General features: G+C 67.1%; 12 protein-coding genes. 5 read left to right on the top strand and 7 right to left on the bottom strand.

Going from position 1 to position 19,077, the window contains the following annotated elements; all coding sequences use genetic code 11:
• Window positions 1-82 precede the first annotated feature (82 nt).
• Window positions 83-2,788 (bottom strand): serine/threonine protein kinase, encoded by a 2,706-nt coding sequence (locus GX414_13815; GenBank protein NLI48178.1) that lies wholly within the window; start codon window positions 2,786-2,788, stop codon window positions 83-85.
• Between the two features lie 294 nt (window positions 2,789-3,082).
• Window positions 3,083-4,459, bottom strand: a complete 1,377-nt coding sequence (locus tag GX414_13810) for an RsmB/NOP family class I SAM-dependent RNA methyltransferase (protein NLI48177.1) — start codon at window positions 4,457-4,459, stop codon at window positions 3,083-3,085.
• Window positions 4,460-4,642: 183 nt separating this feature from the next.
• On the opposite strand from GX414_13810, the gene GX414_13805 reads away from it, so the two are divergent.
• Genes GX414_13805 through GX414_13795 form a run of 3 tightly spaced genes read left to right on the top strand, consistent with a single transcriptional unit; the run spans window position 4,643 to window position 8,580 of the window.
• Complete coding sequence (locus GX414_13805; protein NLI48176.1) at window positions 4,643-6,025, top strand: insulinase family protein; 1,383 nt, start codon at window positions 4,643-4,645, stop codon at window positions 6,023-6,025.
• A complete protein-coding gene (locus GX414_13800; protein ID NLI48175.1) occupies window positions 6,022-6,465 on the top strand; it encodes an acyl-CoA thioesterase in 444 nt (147 codons plus the stop codon). Before GX414_13805 ends, GX414_13800 begins: the two co-directional genes overlap by 4 nt.
• 12 nt (window positions 6,466-6,477) lie before the next feature.
• Window positions 6,478-8,580, top strand: a complete 2,103-nt coding sequence (locus GX414_13795) for a PP2C family protein-serine/threonine phosphatase (GenBank protein ID NLI48174.1) — start codon at window positions 6,478-6,480, stop codon at window positions 8,578-8,580.
• Window positions 8,581-8,611: 31 nt separating this feature from the next.
• On the opposite strand, the gene GX414_13790 is transcribed toward GX414_13795, so the two are convergent.
• The 3 genes from GX414_13790 to GX414_13780 all read right to left on the bottom strand — a co-directional run bounded on the left by GX414_13790 (window position 8,612) and on the right by GX414_13780 (window position 12,265).
• Window positions 8,612-11,182 carry a PAS domain S-box protein gene (locus GX414_13790; protein NLI48173.1) on the bottom strand — a complete coding sequence of 857 codons (2,571 nt, stop codon included), beginning with the start codon at window positions 11,180-11,182 and terminating at the stop codon, window positions 8,612-8,614.
• On the bottom strand, window positions 11,179-11,457 hold the full coding sequence (locus GX414_13785) for a hypothetical protein (protein NLI48172.1): 279 nt from the start codon (window positions 11,455-11,457) through the stop codon (window positions 11,179-11,181). Before GX414_13785 ends, GX414_13790 begins: the two co-directional genes overlap by 4 nt.
• Before the next feature lie 220 nt (window positions 11,458-11,677).
• Window positions 11,678-12,265 (bottom strand): class I SAM-dependent methyltransferase, encoded by a 588-nt coding sequence (locus GX414_13780; protein NLI48171.1) that lies wholly within the window; start codon window positions 12,263-12,265, stop codon window positions 11,678-11,680.
• Window positions 12,266-12,407: 142 nt separating this feature from the next.
• Between GX414_13780 and GX414_13775 the strand changes: the two genes are divergently transcribed.
• Window positions 12,408-13,514 (top strand): radical SAM protein, encoded by a 1,107-nt coding sequence (locus tag GX414_13775; GenBank protein NLI48170.1) that lies wholly within the window; start codon window positions 12,408-12,410, stop codon window positions 13,512-13,514.
• A 97-nt stretch (window positions 13,515-13,611) separates the two neighbouring features.
• On the opposite strand, the gene GX414_13770 is transcribed toward GX414_13775, so the two are convergent.
• Window positions 13,612-14,118, bottom strand: a complete 507-nt coding sequence (locus GX414_13770) for a rubrerythrin family protein (protein ID NLI48169.1) — start codon at window positions 14,116-14,118, stop codon at window positions 13,612-13,614.
• A gap of 399 nt (window positions 14,119-14,517) precedes the next feature.
• Here GX414_13770 and GX414_13765 point away from each other — a divergent pair, with 399 nt between their 5' ends.
• Window positions 14,518-16,752 carry a DNRLRE domain-containing protein gene (locus tag GX414_13765; GenBank protein ID NLI48168.1) on the top strand — a complete coding sequence of 745 codons (2,235 nt, stop codon included), beginning with the start codon at window positions 14,518-14,520 and terminating at the stop codon, window positions 16,750-16,752.
• Window positions 16,753-16,970: 218 nt separating this feature from the next.
• Here the strand turns inward: GX414_13765 and GX414_13760 are convergent, their stop codons facing one another.
• Window positions 16,971-18,953, bottom strand: coding sequence for a potassium transporter KefB (locus GX414_13760; protein ID NLI48167.1), 1,983 nt, complete (start codon window positions 18,951-18,953; stop codon window positions 16,971-16,973).
• Window positions 18,954-19,077 lie beyond the last annotated feature (124 nt).

Genomic DNA, 19,077 nt, shown 5'->3' with positions numbered 1-19,077 from the left:
CCAGCCGATTCACCCTGTCACCGATTCACCAGCTGACCGATGCGCCCCTTGGCCCGTTTTCATCCGGCGCTGCGGCCGGAGCTCATTCATCCAGCGACGGGAGCAGCTTCTGGCGGCCCAGGGCGACCCGGAAGCCGTAGGCGGCCAAGGCCGCGACCACCGCCACGCCCAGCCAGCCCTGCCACGGGACCCAGCACCCCGCCGCCGCCAGCACCGGCGCCGCCGGCTCGAGGTTGTTCACCAGCAGGCACACGACGAAAGTCAGCAACCCCCAACGCACCAGCGCCATGGCCAGCAGCAGCACCACCGCAAAACCGAGCGGCGCCAGGAGAAGATCGCCGCCCGCGAACAACTGAGGCACGACGATCAGCAGCGTGACGGCGACGGCGGCCAGCCAGTCGCTCCGGAGCAGCAGCCGCAGAACGAACAGAATGCCCACGATGAACACGCCGTTGGACAGCGCCAGCACCGGCAGGTTCGACAGCCAGCCCATCCCCGCGGCGGCGGTGGTCACGAAGACCCGCGGTTCATGCAAGGTGGCGGCCGAGTCGGTCATGTTCAGCCAGGCGGGGAGCGCGGCGCTGACGGCGTTGAACAGCCAGATCCCGAGCCCCAGGATGGTTCCCGCCAGGACATCCCGCCCCACGAGGGGATCGCGCCAGCGACCCGCCAGCAGCCGCGACCAGCCGATGAGCACCGTGGGCCACCGCCGCCGGATGTACGGCTCGGTCCCCAGGTACACCGCCCAGACGAAACCGGCCTGCCCCAGGGCCAGCGCCAGACCGGCGAAGATCCAGCCCGAGTAGCCGCTCAGCGAGGCCGGCAGGCGGGCGGTGAATATCCAGGCCACGATCTGGGAAAGCCCGATGATCGCCGCCACCCGGAGCGCGCCCCGGCGGTCGCCCCGTCCCGACCGCAGGTTGCGCCGGACCAGATACACGCCCAGCACCAGCAGCGCCGCGAGGATCACGACGTTCACCGCGCCGGCCACCCAGTCGGCGGACTGCCCGGCGCGACCCGTCCGGCCCGGCTGATCCCACGGGCCATTCATCGTGAACCAAACCACCCGGCCGGACCAGGCGGCGGCCGCAATCCGCTGCGGCTTCGACCCGGCGGCCGGCCGGCTCTCGACCCACTCGCAGCGTGCGTCGGCCGCCACCGGCGGTGTCAAAGTGGGCGGAACTTCCTGCCAATCCGCCGGAGCCAATTCCGCCTGCCGAAAGAGAACGGCCCAATCCGCCGGTTTCACCGGCGCGGGGGGTTCCGTCCGGGACGGCGGCACCGCCCGGAACCGCATCAGCCGGCCCCGGCCATCGACCTGCACGTCCACCATGCCGGGATCCGTGTGGGGCGGCTGGACGTCGCTGACCCGGGTCAGGAAGGCCGGCAGTTCGAACGCGCGGGGCGTCTCCCGATAGTGCAGCGTCACGGTTCCGGGACGCGACTCCGGCAGCGTGCGCCGCTGGATCGTGGACGGTCCTGCCTGAAGGTGGAGGTCGATGAACGCCCGCTCCGTCTCGAACCACGCCGCCTGATCCCCCGGCGTATCGTAGCCGAGCGTGCGGGCGATGTCGCGGCAGCGGCCGGCCAGCGCTTCGGGCCCCATGACCAGGCGGGCCAGGCCGTGGCTGCTGCTCAGCGGCCAGAGCAGCGCGGCCGCGACCAGGGCCAGCGCGATTCCGGCCAGGGCGATCCACGCCTTCCGCGGCCGGATCGTGCCCGTCTCGCCGGCGGCGGCCACCAATTCGGGCGACGGCGTCTCGCCGGCGGCCAGTGCCGCGACCAGCGGATCGCCGCCGGGCAGCGCCGCCGCCACCTGGGCCACCGATGCCTGCCGGAGCGCCGGATCCTTGTCCATGCAGCGGGCGATGACGCGCTCCACCGCCGGATCCAGATCCGGTACCAGCGCGGACGGGGTTGAGGGCGTATTCTCGGCCTGCTGCCGTCGCATGTCCAGGTACGTCTTCCCGTCGAATGCGCGGTGGCCTGTGAACACCTCGTAAAGCACAAGGCCCAACGCGTAGATGTCGCTCCGAACGGTGGCCGCCTGGCCGTCGAACAGCTCCGGCGCCATGTAGGCCGGCGTGCCGGCCACCTCGCGGTCACACTCACCTGCCAGGAGGGCGAGGCCGAAATCGGTGATCCGCACGGTGCCCCGGCCGTCCAGCATGATGTTGGCCGGCTTCAGGTCGCGGTGCAAAACGCCCTGGTCGTGGGCCGCCGCCAGGCCAGCGCAGAGCTGCCGCGCCACCTGGAGCGCCTTTTCGCCCGGCAGCCGCCCGATCCGCTTGAGCAGTGATCCGAGATCCTCGCCGTCGACCCGCTCCATGGTCAGGAAGTGGCGTCCCTCGGCTTCACCGATGTCGTGGACGCGGCAAACGTTGGGATGGGTCACTTCGCGAGCCAGCCGCACTTCGGACCGGAACAGTTCCAGCAGCCGCGGGTTGGCCTCCAGGTCGCGGGCCAGGAACTTCAGGGCCACCGTCTGGCCCAGCTTTAAATCGTCGGCCTGGTACACCTCGCCCATGCCCCCCACGCCCAGCCGGGTCACGATCCGATACCGGTCGGCGAACACGGTGCCCGGAGCGAATCCAGGGTCCACCGGCGTCTTCGTGCCGCCGGCTGACCGGGACGGGCGGCTCCCCGACGAATAAGGCACAGGGGACAGGGTGGCGGCCAGCCCCGCCTCTTCGGCATCGCGCAACCGGTCGTCGAACGAGATGCCACACGATGGGCAGCTCCCGGCGGTTCCAGTCACATCAGCGCGGCAGACAGGGCATTGCGGCATGATGGTTTCCCTTTAGCACCGGCAGGATGATAATGTCGGGCTCGTCGTCGATCCGGGTTTCCAGAAGATTTTAGTTTATTTCACCGCCGGCGCAACGGGATTTCAGCGATTGTGTTCGGGGCGAGAGGATCCATAACACAGGCGATGGCGGCGGCAGCGCGCGAGCCGTTGGCGCAGGAAGGGGGATGGACGGGCCAACAGTAAACGGTGAACAAGCGGGGGGTCGAGCCTCTAGCCTCGAGCCTCGATTACGATGACGATGACGAATTACGAGCACGCAAGCGCAACGAGCATCTAGCCGCGAGCTACGTCTTCCGTGTTATGCCCGCTCTCCCGTTTCAAGATCGCGCAGAACATGGCCGGCAGGTTGTCCCGGTGGGGCAGGACCTCAAAGTAGTCGGGTCCGGTGAAGGGCTTGAGCGCGTCGGCCGGAAGCCAGAAGTTCTTGGCGTGCTGCCGGGTCAGATGGTCAGCCGGCCTGACCAGAGACCAGTCGGGATGGGTGCGGAGAAACCGGCTGATTACCTTGTGGTTCTCCTCCCGAAACAACGAGCAGGTGACGTAGGCGAGCAGTCCGCCGGGCGCGGCCAGCGGCGCCGCCTCCTCCAGGATCTCGAGCTGCTGGCGGTTGAACCGGTTCAGGTCGCCGGGCTGCAGCTTCCACCGCAGCTCCGGCTGGTGGCGCAGATTGCCGCTCCCCGAGCAGGGGACGTCCAGCAGCACCAGGTCGAACCGGCCGGCGAGATTCCGGATTTCGCGCAGGCCGCCCAGGCGGACGTTGCCCACACCCTCTCGCCGGGCCCGGAGCTGCAGGTTGCGCAGGCGCCAGCCCTGGGCGTCGTGGGCGTGCACCTCGCCCCGCCCCTTCATCAGGTGGGCCAGCAGCAGTGTCTTGCCCCCCTCGCCGGCACAGTAGTCCAGCACCCGCTGGCCGGGTTTCGGGTTGACATAGAGGCACACCAGCTGCGACGACACGCTCTGCAGGGTGAAGCGGCCCTCGCGGTAGCCGGGCTGGGTGAGCGGATCGAAGCGGTGGTCCGCCCGGATCGCCAGCGGCGCCACCGGGTCGGGGACGCAGCGCGCGCCCGCCTCGGCCAGTCGCGCCAGCAGCTCCTCCCGGGAGTTTTTCAGCGGATTGACCCGCAGCACGGCCTCCGGCGGCCCGTTGTTGAAGCGGCAGAGCTTGAGCACATCTTCCGGCGAGAGACTGCCCAGCCACTTCCGCACCAGCCAGAGGGGATGGGAATGGAACCGCCACAGATGCTCCAGCGGCTCCTGCTTGAGCGACGGGAACAACCGGCCGGGCGGATTTGCGTCGAGGAATTCGACGAACTTGCGGACGCGCGACTTGGGCCGCAGCAGCGCCTGCACGTGGCGGTCCACCGCCAGCAGGTCCCGCTTCTCCCGCTGCTGGCTGGTGATGACCAGCCGGATATCCATGACTGATTCGTCCTTGCCGGGGTGCTCGGCCGCAAACGCCTCGAGTTGGGTCCAGTACCGGTTCTTGAGCTGGACGGCCCGGTAAAGAGTCTCCCGGATCCAGGCCCGCTCCGCCGCCGACAGCTCCCGGCCCCGCAGCACGCGGCTGAGCGCGTCCCGCAGATAGGCCCCTTCCTCGAGCACGGCCTGCAGGGCGGCCTGCATCTCCTTGAGCGTCTGAAGCGTGATCACAACTCACCTCGCTGCCGCCGGCGGCGCCCGAGAACCGGTCGGCGCCGTCCGGCGTATCATTCTAACATTGAACGCCGGCGGCCCCAATGCCCGTCCGTCGTGGGCGCCGGGATTGCGCTCCGGGGCGTTTCCAGTATAATGGAGGAACCCCGCCCGCGGGATTCTTTCCGGGAGGCAGTTACGGTGACGGTTCGGCATCATTTTCTGCTGGCGCTTGCGGTGCTGGTCATCTTATCGCCTGCCGCGGCGCCGGCCGCCACCGGCACCGAGCCGGCCATCCCGAAGGTGACCCACCGCACGCTGCTCAACGACATGACCGTCGCGTCCGTATCGCTGCACCAGGACCGGTTCGTGGCGCACCTGCTGGTAACCAGCGGCACGGTCTTCGATCCGCCGGGCAAGGGCGGCACGGCCCACATCACCGGCCAGTACCTGAAGACAATCCTGCGCCAGCGCGCCGAGATCGAGTGGGCGCCGCGCGATCTGGCCCAGCTCCCCCTGGCGTTCGACGAGGCGGTCGATGTCGACGGCATCCGGCTCACCGTGTCGGGTCCACCGGCCATGCTGGAAACCGCGGTGCGGCTGCTGGCCGATACCGTGATCCAACCCGCTTTCGAACCCGAAACATTCCGGACGATACGCGACGCCATTCGGCTCGAGGACATCCGCATCGAGGACCAGCCGCAGGAGGTGGCCCGCTACGAGTGGCAGCGGCTGGTGTTCACCCCCTTCCCCTACGGCAACCCGCCGCGTGGGACGCCGCAGTCGGTGGGCGCGATCGAGCTGGACGACATCATCCGATTCTTTCGCCGTTGCGTGACTCCCAGCCGCTCCCTGCTGTTGATCTCGTCGCCCGCGGCGGCGTCCGAGCTGCGGCGCCTGGCCAGCCAGTATTTCGGTCCCTGGATCAAGAGCGAGGCACCGGACTACCAGTTCCAGCCTCCTCGGCCGGACCCGGCGGTCCGCACCCAGGCGGTGCGGCTGCCCGGAACCGCGACCGCCTGCGCGGTCATCGGCGCCGAGAGCGTCCGCCGCAAGCACGAGGACGGACTGACCGGCGAGCTGCTCGCTCGGGTGCTGCAGCAGCGCCTGCACCCCTGGCTGGCGGAGCACCCGGACGTCGAGGCGGCCGTCGAGGCCGACACACGCATGCTGCGCGGCGCGTTCCGCATCAGCCTCAGCGGCCATCCCGCCGGGCTCGAGCCGGCGGCGGCGGAGGTCCTGCGCCAGCTTCGGGAGATCGCCGCCGGCCGGTTCTCCGAGGAGGAGTTCCAGGAAGCCAGCCACCGCCTGGCCGCCGAGCGGAGCCGACGCCTGGCCGATCCCGACGCCCTGCTCCGCGAGCTGCTCGAGGTGGAGTGGTTCCGGCTGGGCACCCGGCATCTGGCGACGTTCGACGAACGGCTGGCACTGGTGATCAAGGAGGACCTGCGCTACTTCGCTGGACACTACCTCGCCGACGAGCGGCTCAAGGCGGTCCTCGTGACGGGCGGAGACATTCCGCCGGCCGCCTGGCCGGCCGCTCTTCAGCCGGTGGCCGCCCGAACATGGGGCCAGGACCGATGACGCCCCCCGGCGCCTCCCACCACGTGGACATCGACCTGCGCGTACGCTACGCCGAGACGGACCGCATGGGCGTCGCCCACCACAGTGTGCACCTTGTCTGGTTCGAGATGGGCCGAACCGAGTTCTGTCGTGCGGCGGGGTTTTCCTACGCTGATCTGGAACGCCTGGAAAACATCTACCTGGTGGTCGCCGAGGCCCGTTGTCGGTACAAGGCGCCGGTGACCTACGACGATCTCATCCGCGTCCGTACCCGCCTCGATCCGGTCAGCGCGCGGCTGCTCCGGTTCCGCTATGAGGTGTTTCACGTTGGTCCGGACCGCCTCGTCGCCGAAGGGGAAACCACCCATGTCCCGATCGACCGGACGGGCCGCCGAACCACCGTTCCGGCGCCGTACGCCACGATGCTGGCCGCCTGGAGCCGGCCGGCCGACGCCCGCTGAGGGGAAACCGCCATGCCCGCCGGCAACGAGACATTCACTTGGCGCCAGCTCAAGCGCAGCCCGATGTTCTGGCTCCTGGCCGGCGGCATGGTGTTGTACTGCCTCGCCACCGTCCTCGGCTTCATGTCCGTCGACCTGTATGCCATCGGCCGGGGCGCCGCCACCCTCTGCTTCCTCGCTGCGGGCGCATGGGCGCTGTACAGGCTGGGCCGCCGGCTCAAGGACCGGCTCTTCTACCGGGTGCGCAACCGGGTGATCTTTTTCTACCTGTTCACCGGCTTCCTGCCGCTGGCGCTGGTCCTGCTCCTGGCGTTTCTGATCGTGCTGATCTTCGCGAGCAACCTGTCGCTGTTCGTGTTCCAGAGCGAGCTCCGGAACATCAGCTTCCGCCTGCAGACGGTCAACGCCGCCATGGCGGAGATCCTCTACAACCATCCCGACAAGGCGGACGATCCCGAATTCCTGCTGGAGAATTTCCGCACCGTCATCGTCACCCGCGCCCCGGATCTGCCGGACATCTCCACCATGCTGTACCGCGTGGACGAACGCGGCACCATGCAGCACATCCTGCTCGACAGCCCCCTCGACTATCGTTCCTTCCAGGACGAGTTCCTGCCCGACTGGCTGCAAGAGCTGCCCTACTCCGGCACCCTCATCAAGAATTTCAGCCTGTTCATTTACAGCCACAACCTCGTGCGGATCGAGGACCAGCAGTACTACCTCGACCTATTCATCCCCTTCCGGGAGCCGCTGTTCAACCACCTGCTGGCCAACAGCAACCTGAGCGCCTTCGTCAGCATTTCGGAAACCGTCCAGATGAGCGGCACCCGCGCACAGATGATCTCGTACCAGGCGTTCAACGGCTTCCGGGGGCAGAAGCCCGCCATCGTCACGCCCGAGGAGCTGCGGGATCACCAGCGCGCCCGGAGCAAATCCCACGACTGGTGGGATTACCCCATCAACTCGGCCAACACCTTCGACGTGACCGACTGGTTCACGTTCGACACGACGAGCTCGACACAGCGGCGGATCTGGACCAACCTCCAGATCCCGCTGACCACAATTGTCCGCAACCTGGCCACGCGGACCGCCGTCAGCGAGGAGGTGGTCCAGTTATTGCTCTTCCTGATCTACCTGTTCGTGGTGCTCCAGTTGGCGTCGATCGTGGTGGGGATGTTCATCATCCGGTCCGTCACCCTGTCGGTGCGGCAACTGTCTCTCGGCACCGAGGAGATCAAGAAGGGGAACCTGAACTACCGCATCCCCGTGAAGCGATCCGACGAGCTCGGCGAACTGTCGAATTCCTTCAATACCATGTCGGCCGGCATCGTCGCGCTCCTGCACGAGGTGGCCGACAAGCAGCGCATCAAGCGGGAGCTGGAGATCGCGCGCGAGGTGCAGCAAAAATTCTTCCCGAAATTCACCCCCAGCGTCTGCGGCATTCAGCTCCACGGCCGCTGCCTGCCAGCGCGGGAGGTCAGCGGCGACTTCTTCGATTACCTGCCGCTATCGGACCGGCTGCTCGACGTCGTTGTCGGCGACATCAGCGGCAAGGGCATCTCGGCCGCTCTGCTGATGGCCAGCCTGCAGAGCGCCATCCGGGCCCAGCCGCCACTGGAGCACGCGGCGGACGGCGAAAACGTCCGTCGGCTGACCACGCTCATGCAGGTGCTGAACCGCCATCTGTACCGGCTGACGACGCCTGAGAAGTTCGCGACGATGTGCTACCTGAGTTTTCTCGGCGACCAGGCGCGCGTCCAGTACTGCAACGCCGGCCACGAGTCGCCGTTGCTGGTGCGCACCGATGGCTCCGTCACCCCGCTTACGGAGGGCGGCACGGTGCTGGGTGCGTTCCCCGAGACCCCCTTCGAGGTGGGCGACGTCCGCCTGAATCCCGGCGATCTGGTGATCACCTATACCGACGGGGTGGTGGATTCGGTCAACCGGCAGGGCGAGGAGTTTGGCGAGGAGCGCCTGGTGGATCTGATCCTCGCCGAGCGCCGCCGCACACCCGAGCAGATCGTGGATCGCCTGTTCGAGACGATCCGCGCATGGTCGGAGGGGAGCCCGCAGCACGACGACATCACCGTCGTCATCGCCCGACAGCAGGAGTGACCGGCGGCTTCCGGCGCCTGCCGGAACCGCTTCACGCGTCCTCCAGGATGCCGCGGAGCGTTTCGAGGAACGTACGGACCGAGAACGGTTTCTGCAAAAAGTGAATCGTTTCCCGGACCAGCCCCTGCTCGGCGATCACCTCCGCCGGATATCCCGACATGTAGAGCACCCGGACGCCCGGCTGCATCCGCAGGATTCGCTCGTACAGCTCGCGGCCGTTCATGCGCGGCATGATCACATCGGTCAGCACAAGGTCGACGGGCTCGGTCTCGGCTGCCATTAACGCCAGGGCTTCGTCCGACCCGGCGGCCTCCAGGACCCGGTACCCGTGCGCCCGCAGGATGTCGCAGACCATCTTCCGGACCATCGCCTCGTCCTCCACCACCAGCAGCCGCGCGCTGCCTGGGCCGGCCGGTTCTTCCTCCGCGGGATTCGCCTCCCCGGATGGCGGAGCCTCGACTCGCGGGAAGAGAATCCGGAAGGTCGTCCCCTGGCCGGGTTGCGAGATGGCCTCGATGTGCCCGCCGTGCTGCTTGACGATGCCGTAAACGGTGGACAGCCCCAGCCCCGTGCCCTTCCCCCGCTCCTTGGTGGTGAAGAACGGCTCGAACATGTGGCTGAGCGTTTCGGCGTCCATGCCGCAGCCGCTGTCGATGACGCTGAGCGCCACGTAGACGCCGGGGGGCAGCACGGCATTGCCTTCGGCCAGGGTCGTGTTTTCCGTCTGCAGGATCAACCGGCCGCCGCCGGGCATGGCGTCCCGGGCGTTGACCGCGAGGTTCATCACCACCTGCTGAAGCTGGTCCACGTCGCCCCGGATGTTACCGAGGTCGGCGCTGAGGCGGAGGACGAGCTCGATGTCCTCGCCGATGAGCCGGCGCAGCATCTTGTGGAGATCGGACAGGGTCCGGTTCAGGTTCAGCACGGCCATGTCCAAAACTTGCCGTCGGCTGAACGCCAGCAACTGCCGGGTCAGTCCGGCCGCCCGCTCGGCCGCTTCCCGGATGTTTTTCACGTCGGCGAAAAGCGGATCCTCGGGGTGCATGTCCAGCAGCGCCATCTCCGTGTAGCCGAGGATCGGCGACAGCAGGTTGTTGAAGTCGTGGGCCACGCCGCCGGCCATCCGGCCGATGATCTCCATCTTCTGCGCCTGCCGCAGCTGGTCCTCCAGCCGCGTGCGTTCCTCTTCGGAGTGCCGCAACTCGGTCACGTCAAGGGAAATGCCGCCGATGAGGGGCGACTTGCCGACTCGCTGGATGACGAATTTCCGGGTTTCGAGATGGCGGGGGCGGTCGTTTACGTCGGGGATGATCTCGGATGTGACCACGACGCCTTCGGCCAGCACCCGGGCGTCGTCGGCGGCCATCCGGGCCAGGTAGGGTGATGTCGGTCCGTTGCTGCTGGCGGAATCCGGCTGGTTGTCCGCCCCGAACTGCAACCGCAGGTAGTCGTTGACGTACAACAGGTGGTTGTCGGTATCCTTGATGAACACGGCGGCGGGAATCTGGCCCATGAACTGGCTGAACCGCTGCCTGGACTCAACGAGATCGGCCTCCGCCTCCCGGCGCTCGGTGATGTCCGACATGGTGCCCACCATCCGCCAGGGCGCACCGTCGGGACCCCGCAGGGTGACCTTGCCGCGGTCCAGGATCCAGCGGTGCCGGCCGTCGGCGTGCTGCAGGCGGTATTCGGCGACATACTGGGGCTTTTCCCCGGACAACGTGAGATCCAGCTCCCGCTGGACACGGGGGAGGTCGTCCGGATGGACTCGCCGCTGCCAATCCTCGGGCGTTTGACTGTTCGCGCCGGCCGGTATCCCGAGCATCTCCTCCCAGCGGCGCGAGCGGAACATCCGACCGGCGTGCAGGTTCCAGTCCCACACGGCGTCGCCGCTCCCTTCGAGTGCGAACTGCCAGCGCTCCTCGCTCTCCCGCAGGGCGGCCTCGGCCTGCTTGCGGGCCGTGATGTCCCGCACGATGGCGATCTGGGTATCGGGCTCCTCGGCGTTGAGCCGGTTCAGGCTGATCTCGGCGTCGAACGGGGTACCGTCGAGACGGCAATGCTGCCACTCGAAGAACAACGCTTCGCCGGTGGCGGCGCGGGCGATGTAGCGCGACGCCGACTCGCTGGACAGGCTCCCGTCCGGTTGCCGCTCGGGGGAAAAGTCCCACGGCGTCCGGCCGATGATGGCCTCGCGGGAACATCCGTAGATCCGGAGCAGGCTGGCGTTGCAGTCTGCAAACCGGTTGCCGCGCAAGAGCAGGATGCCGTCGGTGGCCGACTCGATGAGCGTGCGGTAGCGTGCCTCACTGCTCCGCAGGCGCTCCTCGGTCGCGTGCTGGATGAACGTGTAGCCGAAAGCGGTCAGGAAGAGGGGCACCAGTACTTCCAGATAATCCTCGAAGGGGTCGAGATTGCCGGTGATGCCCGTCCACTCCAGGAAATTGCTCGTGTACATGAACAGGGACGTGATCAGGAAGGCCAGCAGCGTGATCCGCGAGTCCTGGCGGAATACGCGCGGCCACGCGCGCAGGAGGCAGACGATCGCGGTCAGCACACCGATGAGGGAGACGATGTCGGCGAGATTGACGATCAGGTTCATGCCGACCGTCCCCGGCGCAGCAGCAGGCCGCACCAGACCGCCATAAGGACCGCATTAGCGGCGTAGCAGAGGTGCTCCAGCAGATTGACCAGCCCGCCCCAAACCACCGCCTCCAGGTTGGTGAAAAACCAGCCGGCCAGAATGGCCAGCAGGGACATGAACAGGATGGATCGGTTCGGCAGTTGTGCCAGTTGCCGCCGCTGATAGAGCACAAACGCCATCAGGCCCATGCCCAATAGCATCACGATGACCTCGCTGCTCCGGATCGTGTCCATCGGTTCCTCCGCCGGGATCTTCTGGCCGCTCACCCGCCGAATGAACGCTGCGTGTCCGCTGGCGCCGGACGGGGCGCGGATGACATCGTGCTGAAGCAATCAATAGTCGGATATTATCACGGGAGCGAGACAGGCTCAACCCACAGTCGGATCATCCGAACGCGGCCGCTCGCCCCGGGCGGGCCGACGTCGGCCGTGCCAGTGGCATTGACCCGGCCCCTCAGGGCCGCTCCGATTTGCGGAAGCAATGAACGTCCAAGGCTGCCAGGTGGTAGTAATCCGCCACTTCGGCGAACGGCGCAAAGTCCTCGGGCATCAGCCGGCGCTCCTCGCCCCAGAAGACCCCGCCCGGCCGCAGGAGCCTGACGATCTCGGCCACAAACGCCCGCCGGTCTTCCTGATCGGCAAATTGCGGGCTGTTCAGGGTCAGGTGCGCCGAAACCACCAGCGCCGCGCAGCCCGGCCGGAACGGTGCTGCCGCAGCATCCGCCAACACCTTCCAACCAGTGTACCGCAGGTCCAGACGGGCGAACGCCGGGAAACAGTCCAGGGCCACGATCCGGCAGCCGGAGTCCGCCAGCAGCTGCACCAGCCGCGACCCCCGCCCCGCGCCGAGATCGAGAATCCAGCGTGGTTCTGACGCCGCCAGCGCGGTCCGCATGTCATCGGCCTGGATCACCCGGCGATACAGCTCCTCCAGGCGGGCCTGGGCGCCGAGATCCACGGCCGCGGCGTTCGGGCCCGTCCACAGAATCTCATAGCTGCGGCATATGCGGCGGAACGCTTCTCGGCGCGCGGCATCGTGCATGCTTCCGATTGTGCCAGATCCATCTCTGAGCGCAACTGCTAATTCTCACGTCGGCATCCCGGGGTGTGCTCGCACGGTTTCGGCTTGAACAGGCACGGCGGATATGATTTAATCCGCCTCTTGGACACTCGGTCATGCGGCTATGAAAATCTTTCACTACCGGGACATCGCTCCCCAAATCTTCAACCTGCTGGTCCGGAGGCGTTTCCGTTTCCAGTTCGAGCTGATCCCTTACGAAGCGACCGGCCTGTCCTGTCGCAAGATCGCCAACCTGTTTCTGGCGGGCCTCAACCAATTCGTCCTGCCCCGCCGCCCCCTGGGCCGACCGGTTTTCGCCCAGGTGGAACCGGCCAACATCTGCAATCTGAGCTGCCCACTGTGCCTGACCACCTCGGTCACCCCGTCCCGGCGGGCCGCGGTCCTGCCCTTCGAGACGTTCCGGACCTTCATCGACGAGCTGGGCGACTACCTGCTGCTGATCGTTCTCTGGAACTGGGGCGAACCGTTTCTGAATCCCGACCTGGGCCGGATGATCGCCTACGCCCGCGCGCGGGGCATTCTCACCCACTGCAGCACGAACGCCAACATGCGGCTCGACGACGCGCGGATCCGGGAACTGGTCGCGTCGGGGCTGGACACCCTCATCGTCGGAGTGGACGGCGCCAGCGAGACAACCTATCAGAAATACCGCCAGGGCGGCACGCTGGCGGCGGCCACGGACAACATCCGCCGGATTCTGGATGCCCGAAGGCGCCTCGGGGCCGACCGGCCGCGGATCAACATCCGCTTCGTGGTCATGCAGCACAACGAGCACGAGCTGCCCATGGTCGAGGCCATGGCCCGGGAACTGGGTGTCGACTTTCTCACTCTGAAGACGGTGGACATGCCCGCGGTCCATGGCGCCGATGTGGATGACCGCTGGGCGCCCGGCGACTCACGCTACCAGCGCTACGAATACGAAACCGGCACGCGGCGCCGCCGTGCTCGCGCCTTCCGCTGCGTCCGACCCTGGAAGCGCGTCACCCTGCAGGCCGGCGGCGAGATCGTAGCGTGCGAGTTCGATTACCGGAACGACGCCGCCTTCGGGACTCTTCTCCCGGACGGCTCCGTCACGGCGATCTGGAAGGGCGAAGCCGCCGCCCGTTTCCGCGGCGCGTTCCATCATGGCGACAACGAGTCACCGTTCTGCCGGGCGTGCACCTTGCGTGACCGCGTGGCCGAGGATTGCACAGTCGCCCGGGTCTTCTGAAGCGGCGGCACCGTCGTCCGCCGCCCGTCCGGCCCGACGACCGCGCCGGCTCATTCCGTCCGATGTCGGTTGATCTCCGCTGCCGCGTCCGGCGGCCTCAGAACCTGACGTAGCGCTCTTTCCTGGCCTGGCACAGCGGGCATTGGTCCGGCGGCTCCGCGCCTTCCACAGTGTGGCCGCAGACCTCGCAGACCCAGACCGGCCCGATTTCGGCGTCCCGGCCCGCTTCCACCGCCTGTTTCGCGCGGCTGTAGAGCTGGTGATGGACCACCTCCGCATCCATGGCGCGGTGGAAGGCGGTTTTCGCCGCCTTCTCCTCCTGCGCGTCGGCGGCGGCGATGTACGCCGGATACATCTCCTCCACTTCGAACGCCTCGCCGGCCATGGCGGCGCCCAGGTTGTCGGCGGTGCCGCCGATCCCCTTGAGCACGCGCAGGTGGGCCGTGGCGTGCACCTGCTCGGCGAACGAGGCCGCCGCGAACAGCCGGGCCACATTGGGCTTTCCTTCCGCCTCCGCCTTCCGGGAGAAGGCCAGGTACTTCATGTGGGCCTGGCTCTCGCCGGCGAACGCGGCCTTGAGATTTTCCTCGGTCATCTTCTTCATGCGGTTGTCCTCCGACGGGGTGTGTTGAGGCCGAATGTTGAGTATACGGGAGGTTGTAAGGCTGGTCAACGGTTCCGGCCGCGCTCCGATCGTCATGGCTGAGAATGGGCGCTGTTCCCATCACCGTCAATGCGCTCCAGGTCTGGATCGGGCCGTTAACAGTTTTCATCAACCGGTGATGAATATTGTAACCGGTGACATTCCCGGGTCTGCTCCTCGGGCTCCGGAATTTCACAGCCGGATCACCGCGGGAATTTTCGTAATGCTTTTTAATATCTAAACAATGCGCCAAAACCGGATGGAGTGGCGACCGATGGTCGGCCAAGCGATACATTTGTGACAATTTGGCACCAATATTGCAACAACAAAATTCCCGACTTTACCACGGAGTGGATGCACATGTTGACACGCTTGCTTTGGAAATGCCTGTTGGGCGGATGTCTGGCGGCGTCGTGCCTGGGACAGGGCATGGTGATCGGCCACCAGAACACAGACCTGGCGCAGATCCCGGACGCATGGCTTGATCTGGCCAAGTCGCACCTCCACATCGCCTACCAGCACACCTCGCACGGCAGCCAGCTGATCACCGGAATGAGCAGCCTGCGCGCTTACCCTCCCTTCGGGACCAAATACAACTGGGACGATTCGGGCGCCACGTCGGGCGCCCTGGACTTGGATGATTACGGCATCCCGGGTTGCGCCGACCTCAGCCAGGGGGATTGGGTGGACGCAAACGGCGACACGCCGTGGGTCGTGGCCACCCGGACGCTGCTGGACAACCCGTCCAACAGCCACATCAACGTGGTGATCTGGTCCTGGTGCAGCATCAACGGCCACAACGCGCCCCGCTACGTCACCAACATGGAAAAACTGATCGCCGAGTATCCGGACGTCACCTTCGTGTTCATGACCGGTCACGCGGAAGGCGAAGGGGAATATGCGTACCAGAATCCGGACACGGGCAACGGCAATGTCCATTTCAACAATCAGTACATCCGCCAGCACTGCCAGAATCACGGCCGGGTGCTGTTCGATTTCGCCGACATCGAGGCCTACGACCCGGACGGTGATTACTTCTGGAATCTGGGGCTGTATGACAACCTGGATTACAGCGGCGGCAACTGGGCCGCCCAGTGGATCGCCGCGAATCCGACGTCCGAACTGGCGTTGCTGACCACCGGCAACGGCGTGCCCGGCTACAGCGGCTGCACCGGCTGCGCCCATTCGGACAATCCCGCCGCGGCCAATCTCAACTGCATTCTCAAGGGCCGGGCGGCCTGGTGGCTCTTCGCCCGGCTGGCCGGCTGGGATGGCGACGAGTGCCTGCCCGCCCCGTCCGGCCTCCAGGCCACACCGGACCAGAACCAGCACCGGGTGCATCTGACCTGGACCGACAACTCCGACGATCCCGAGGAAACCGGCTTCAGGATCCAGCGCCAATACGACGGCGGCGACTGGGACAACAACTACGCCGAAGTGGGCACCGACGACACCGGCTACACGGATGACAACCACGGCGGCGGGCCGTTGCCCGACGGCACGTACGCATACCGGGTGGTGGCCTTCACCTTCGAGTGCGCCTCCGCCCCGTCTCCCATTGACACCGCGGTGCTCTCGACCACGCCGCCGCCCGCCCCGAGCGGCCTGGGCGCTGTGCTCAGCGGCGCTTATGTCATCCTCAGCTGGACCGACAACTCCACCATCGAAGATCATTTCGTGGTGGAGCGGGCCGTCGACGGCGGCTCTTTCGAAATTTTGAACGACACCCTGCCGGCCGACACCACCACCTACCAGGACATCCATCCGGATGTGCTGCACACTTACCACTACCGGGTGAAGGCCCGAAACGGATTCGGTGATTCGGCGTACAGCAACGAAGCCGCCGTCTACGTGCCCGACGAAAGCCACACCATCCGGCTGGAGGACACCACCGAGGTCGAGGACGCCTTCCTGGATCCAACCCAGCCCAACACAAATTTCGGCAACACGGCTTACACCCGCCTGTACCATTTCATCATCCGGTTCGCGCTGCCGGCCGAACTGCAGGGCAAGCAGATCATAGCCGCAGCAGTCAATTTCTATGGCTGGGGGCAAAGCAACTGGCAGCCGGGTCAATACATGGACCTGTACCGGGTCACCCGCGCCTGGACGGAATCCCAGGTGACCTGGAACAGCGCCCGGTCCGGACAGAGCTGGACCCAGCCCGGCGGCGACTACGGCGAATGGCTGGGCCAGTCGGCGATCACCCAGGGCTGCGACCACTGCTTCTACCCGCCCATCGACGTGACCGCGCAGGTCCGGCAATGGGTGGACGGCGTCGAGGACAATTTCGGCTTCCTGCTGGTCAACGACTCGGCCACCATCACCCAGCTCAAGGCGAGCGAATACTCCGCCGGCAGCCGCACGTACCTGGAGATCACCTACACGGAGGGATTGTCGAGACTGCCCGGCGACGCGAATCTCGACGGCGCCGTGAACGTCCTGGACGCGCTGGCCTGTCTCTACCACTTCACCGGCCAAGCCGCCCTGACCACCCAGGGATGTGTGAACGTGGACCTGGACGACGACTCCGCCGTGACGGTGCAGGATCTGCTCATCCTCTGCGGCTGCCTCAGCGGCGATCTGACTCTCTGAATCCGGCCGCGGGGCGCGGCGAACGGGTGGTCGCAGACGCCGCACGTCTCTGCGCCCCATCCTCGGGAGGTGCATTCCCGAGACACCCGGGCATGTCCAGGCGCTGCCCGGCTGCGCCTGGCTACGCTCGTGGCGATCCGACCAGCGTGCCGGATCGCACCCAAGGATGTTCCGATTGGACGGTCACAATGTCCATCGATGGTCCCGGCGCCGCCGGCTCAGAGATTATCACCCGGCCGGCAACCCCGGCAGGCCCGGCCCATGGCCGCCACGCGGTCCGGGGCGCCGATCACGTACAGGACGTCCCCTTCCTGCAGCCGCAGATCGGCCGCGGCGGCATCGAGGGTCTCGGCGTCACGCTGGACGGACGCCACGGTCACACCGAACCGGTTGCGCAACCGCGCCTCCGCCAGCGTCTGCCCGGCCAGCTCGGACCCGGCCTCCAGGCGCACCGCGGCGATGTTGATCTCGGACCGCGCGGGCAGCGGCGCCGCGCCGGCCGACAGGCTGCGGAACATCGCGTATCCGGACGCGCGGATCGCCGCCACGTGCTCCTCGATGGCGTCGCGGGGCACCAGGTAGTGGGACAGGACGCGGGTGAAGATCTCCACCGAGGTTTCGAACTCCTCAGGGATGATCTCGCTCACGCCCAGCGCCGCCAGAGGCTGAACCTCCTGCAGGTACCGCGTCCGCACGATCAGGTGGACCGCCGGGTGGAGCCGGCGCACGGCCGCGGCCACCGCCCGCGTGGCCGCCGGATCGTTGATGGCCACCACCACCACCCGCGCCGCCGCCACGCCCGCGTGCTCCAGCACCAGCTCGCGGCTGGCGTCGCCGAAGAGGATGGGCTCGCCGGCGGCCTGCTCGCGGCGAACGGTATCCGGATTGAGCTCCGTCACGATGTACGGAATGCCAGCCCGCCTGGCCGCCGCGGCCACGTTGCGGCCGTTGACGCCGAAGCCCACGATCACCAAGTGATCCCGCAGGGGCCCGACGTCGCGCGGGAGCGCCGGAAAGCGGCCGGACCACGCCCGCTCCGGCAGCGGCAGGTGGCTGAGCCAGGCGGTGACGCGGTCCGCGGCGGCCATCGTCAGGGGCGTGGCGGCCATGCTGGCCACCGCAGCCGCGAGAAAGAGCGGAAAGACCCAGTCCGCCATGAGGCCGTTCGCCTGCCCCACCCGGGCCAGGATGAACGAAAATTCACCGACCTGGGCCAGCGCCAGCCCCACCCCGACCGACGCTCGCAGGATACCACCCATGAGCCAGGCGGTGACGCCGGCCAGCATCCCCTTGACGAGGATCACGCCGAGCACCGCCACGGTCACCAGGAGGGGGTGCCGGACGAGGAAGCCGGTATCGAGCAACATGCCCACCGAAACGAAGAAGAAGCTGGTGAACACGTCGCGCAGGGGGATGATATTCCCCAGCGCCTGCAGGCCGTACTCGGATTCGGAGATGATGAGTCCGGCCAGAAACGCGCCCAGGGCCAGCGACAAGCCCGCCGTCGCGGTCAGCCAGGCCACGCTCAGGCAGACGGCGATCACCGCCAGCAGGAACACTTCGCGGTTTCGGGTGCGCGCCACGAGGTGTAACAACCGGGGCACCGCCCAGCGGGCCGCCAGGCCGGTGACGGCGATGATGGCGGCCCCCTTGGCCAGGAGGGGGGCGATTGCGCCGACGCCGCCGGCATGGCTGGCGGACAGCAACGGCGCGACCAGCATCATGGGCACCGCGATGATGTCCTGGAAGATCAGGATGCCGAGGATCATTCGACCGTGGGGCGTGTCCACTTCGGCCCGTTCCTGCATCAGCTTCAGGACCACCGCGGTGCTGCTCAGCGACACCAGCCAGCCGATGAACACCGCCTCCCCCCAGGGCCGGCCCAGGCCGAGCGCCAGAGCGGCGGCCACGGCGGCGGTCAGCCCCACCTGGAGGGTGCCCCCGAGCAGGACGTAGCGGCGGATGGCCAGCAGCTGGGTCAGGGAAAACTCGACCCCGATGGTGAACAGCAGCAGGATCACGCCCAGCTCGGCGAGATGGTCCACCTCGGTCGTAGTGGGCACCAGCGCCAGACCGCAGGGACCGGCGATCACCCCGGTCATGAGGAAACCCACCACCGCCGGAATGCGCAGACGGTGGCAGATGACTGCCACTGCGATCGCCAGCCCCAGGACGATGAGGCCATCGGCCAAGATGCTCATCCGACAAACTCCAAATCAAACGGATCCAGCCAACCTCAGATTGTGCCTGCAGCATAGCGGCAAACGGCTGCTTTGTCCGCACAAATTTTTGCTTGTCCGCACGGAGCGGCACCCGGGGCCGCCA

It is taken from the genome of Acidobacteriota bacterium (genome assembly GCA_012517875.1).
Taxonomy (GTDB): Bacteria; Acidobacteriota; JAAYUB01; order JAAYUB01; family JAAYUB01; genus JAAYUB01.
Note: the sequence above shows the minus strand (reverse complement) of the source record. Positions and strands in the feature narration are given on the sequence as shown.

What these genes read in the sequence shown, in the direction of transcription:
- GX414_13765 (NLI48168.1), top strand. Translation starts at nt 14,518, where the DNA reads ATGTTGACACGCTTGCTTTGGAAATGCCTGTTGGGCGGATGTCTGGCG.
- GX414_13800 (NLI48175.1), top strand. Translation starts at nt 6,022, where the DNA reads ATGACGCCCCCCGGCGCCTCCCACCACGTGGACATCGACCTGCGCGTA.
- GX414_13760 (NLI48167.1), bottom strand. Translation starts at nt 18,953, where the DNA reads ATGAGCATCTTGGCCGATGGCCTCATCGTCCTGGGGCTGGCGATCGCA.
- GX414_13790 (NLI48173.1), bottom strand. Translation starts at nt 11,182, where the DNA reads ATGAACCTGATCGTCAATCTCGCCGACATCGTCTCCCTCATCGGTGTG.
- GX414_13775 (NLI48170.1), top strand. Translation starts at nt 12,408, where the DNA reads ATGAAAATCTTTCACTACCGGGACATCGCTCCCCAAATCTTCAACCTG.
- GX414_13780 (NLI48171.1), bottom strand. Translation starts at nt 12,265, where the DNA reads ATGCACGATGCCGCGCGCCGAGAAGCGTTCCGCCGCATATGCCGCAGC.
- GX414_13770 (NLI48169.1), bottom strand. Translation starts at nt 14,118, where the DNA reads ATGAAGAAGATGACCGAGGAAAATCTCAAGGCCGCGTTCGCCGGCGAG.
- GX414_13795 (NLI48174.1), top strand. Translation starts at nt 6,478, where the DNA reads ATGCCCGCCGGCAACGAGACATTCACTTGGCGCCAGCTCAAGCGCAGC.
- GX414_13815 (NLI48178.1), bottom strand. Translation starts at nt 2,788, where the DNA reads ATGCCGCAATGCCCTGTCTGCCGCGCTGATGTGACTGGAACCGCCGGG.
- GX414_13785 (NLI48172.1), bottom strand. Translation starts at nt 11,457, where the DNA reads ATGGACACGATCCGGAGCAGCGAGGTCATCGTGATGCTATTGGGCATG.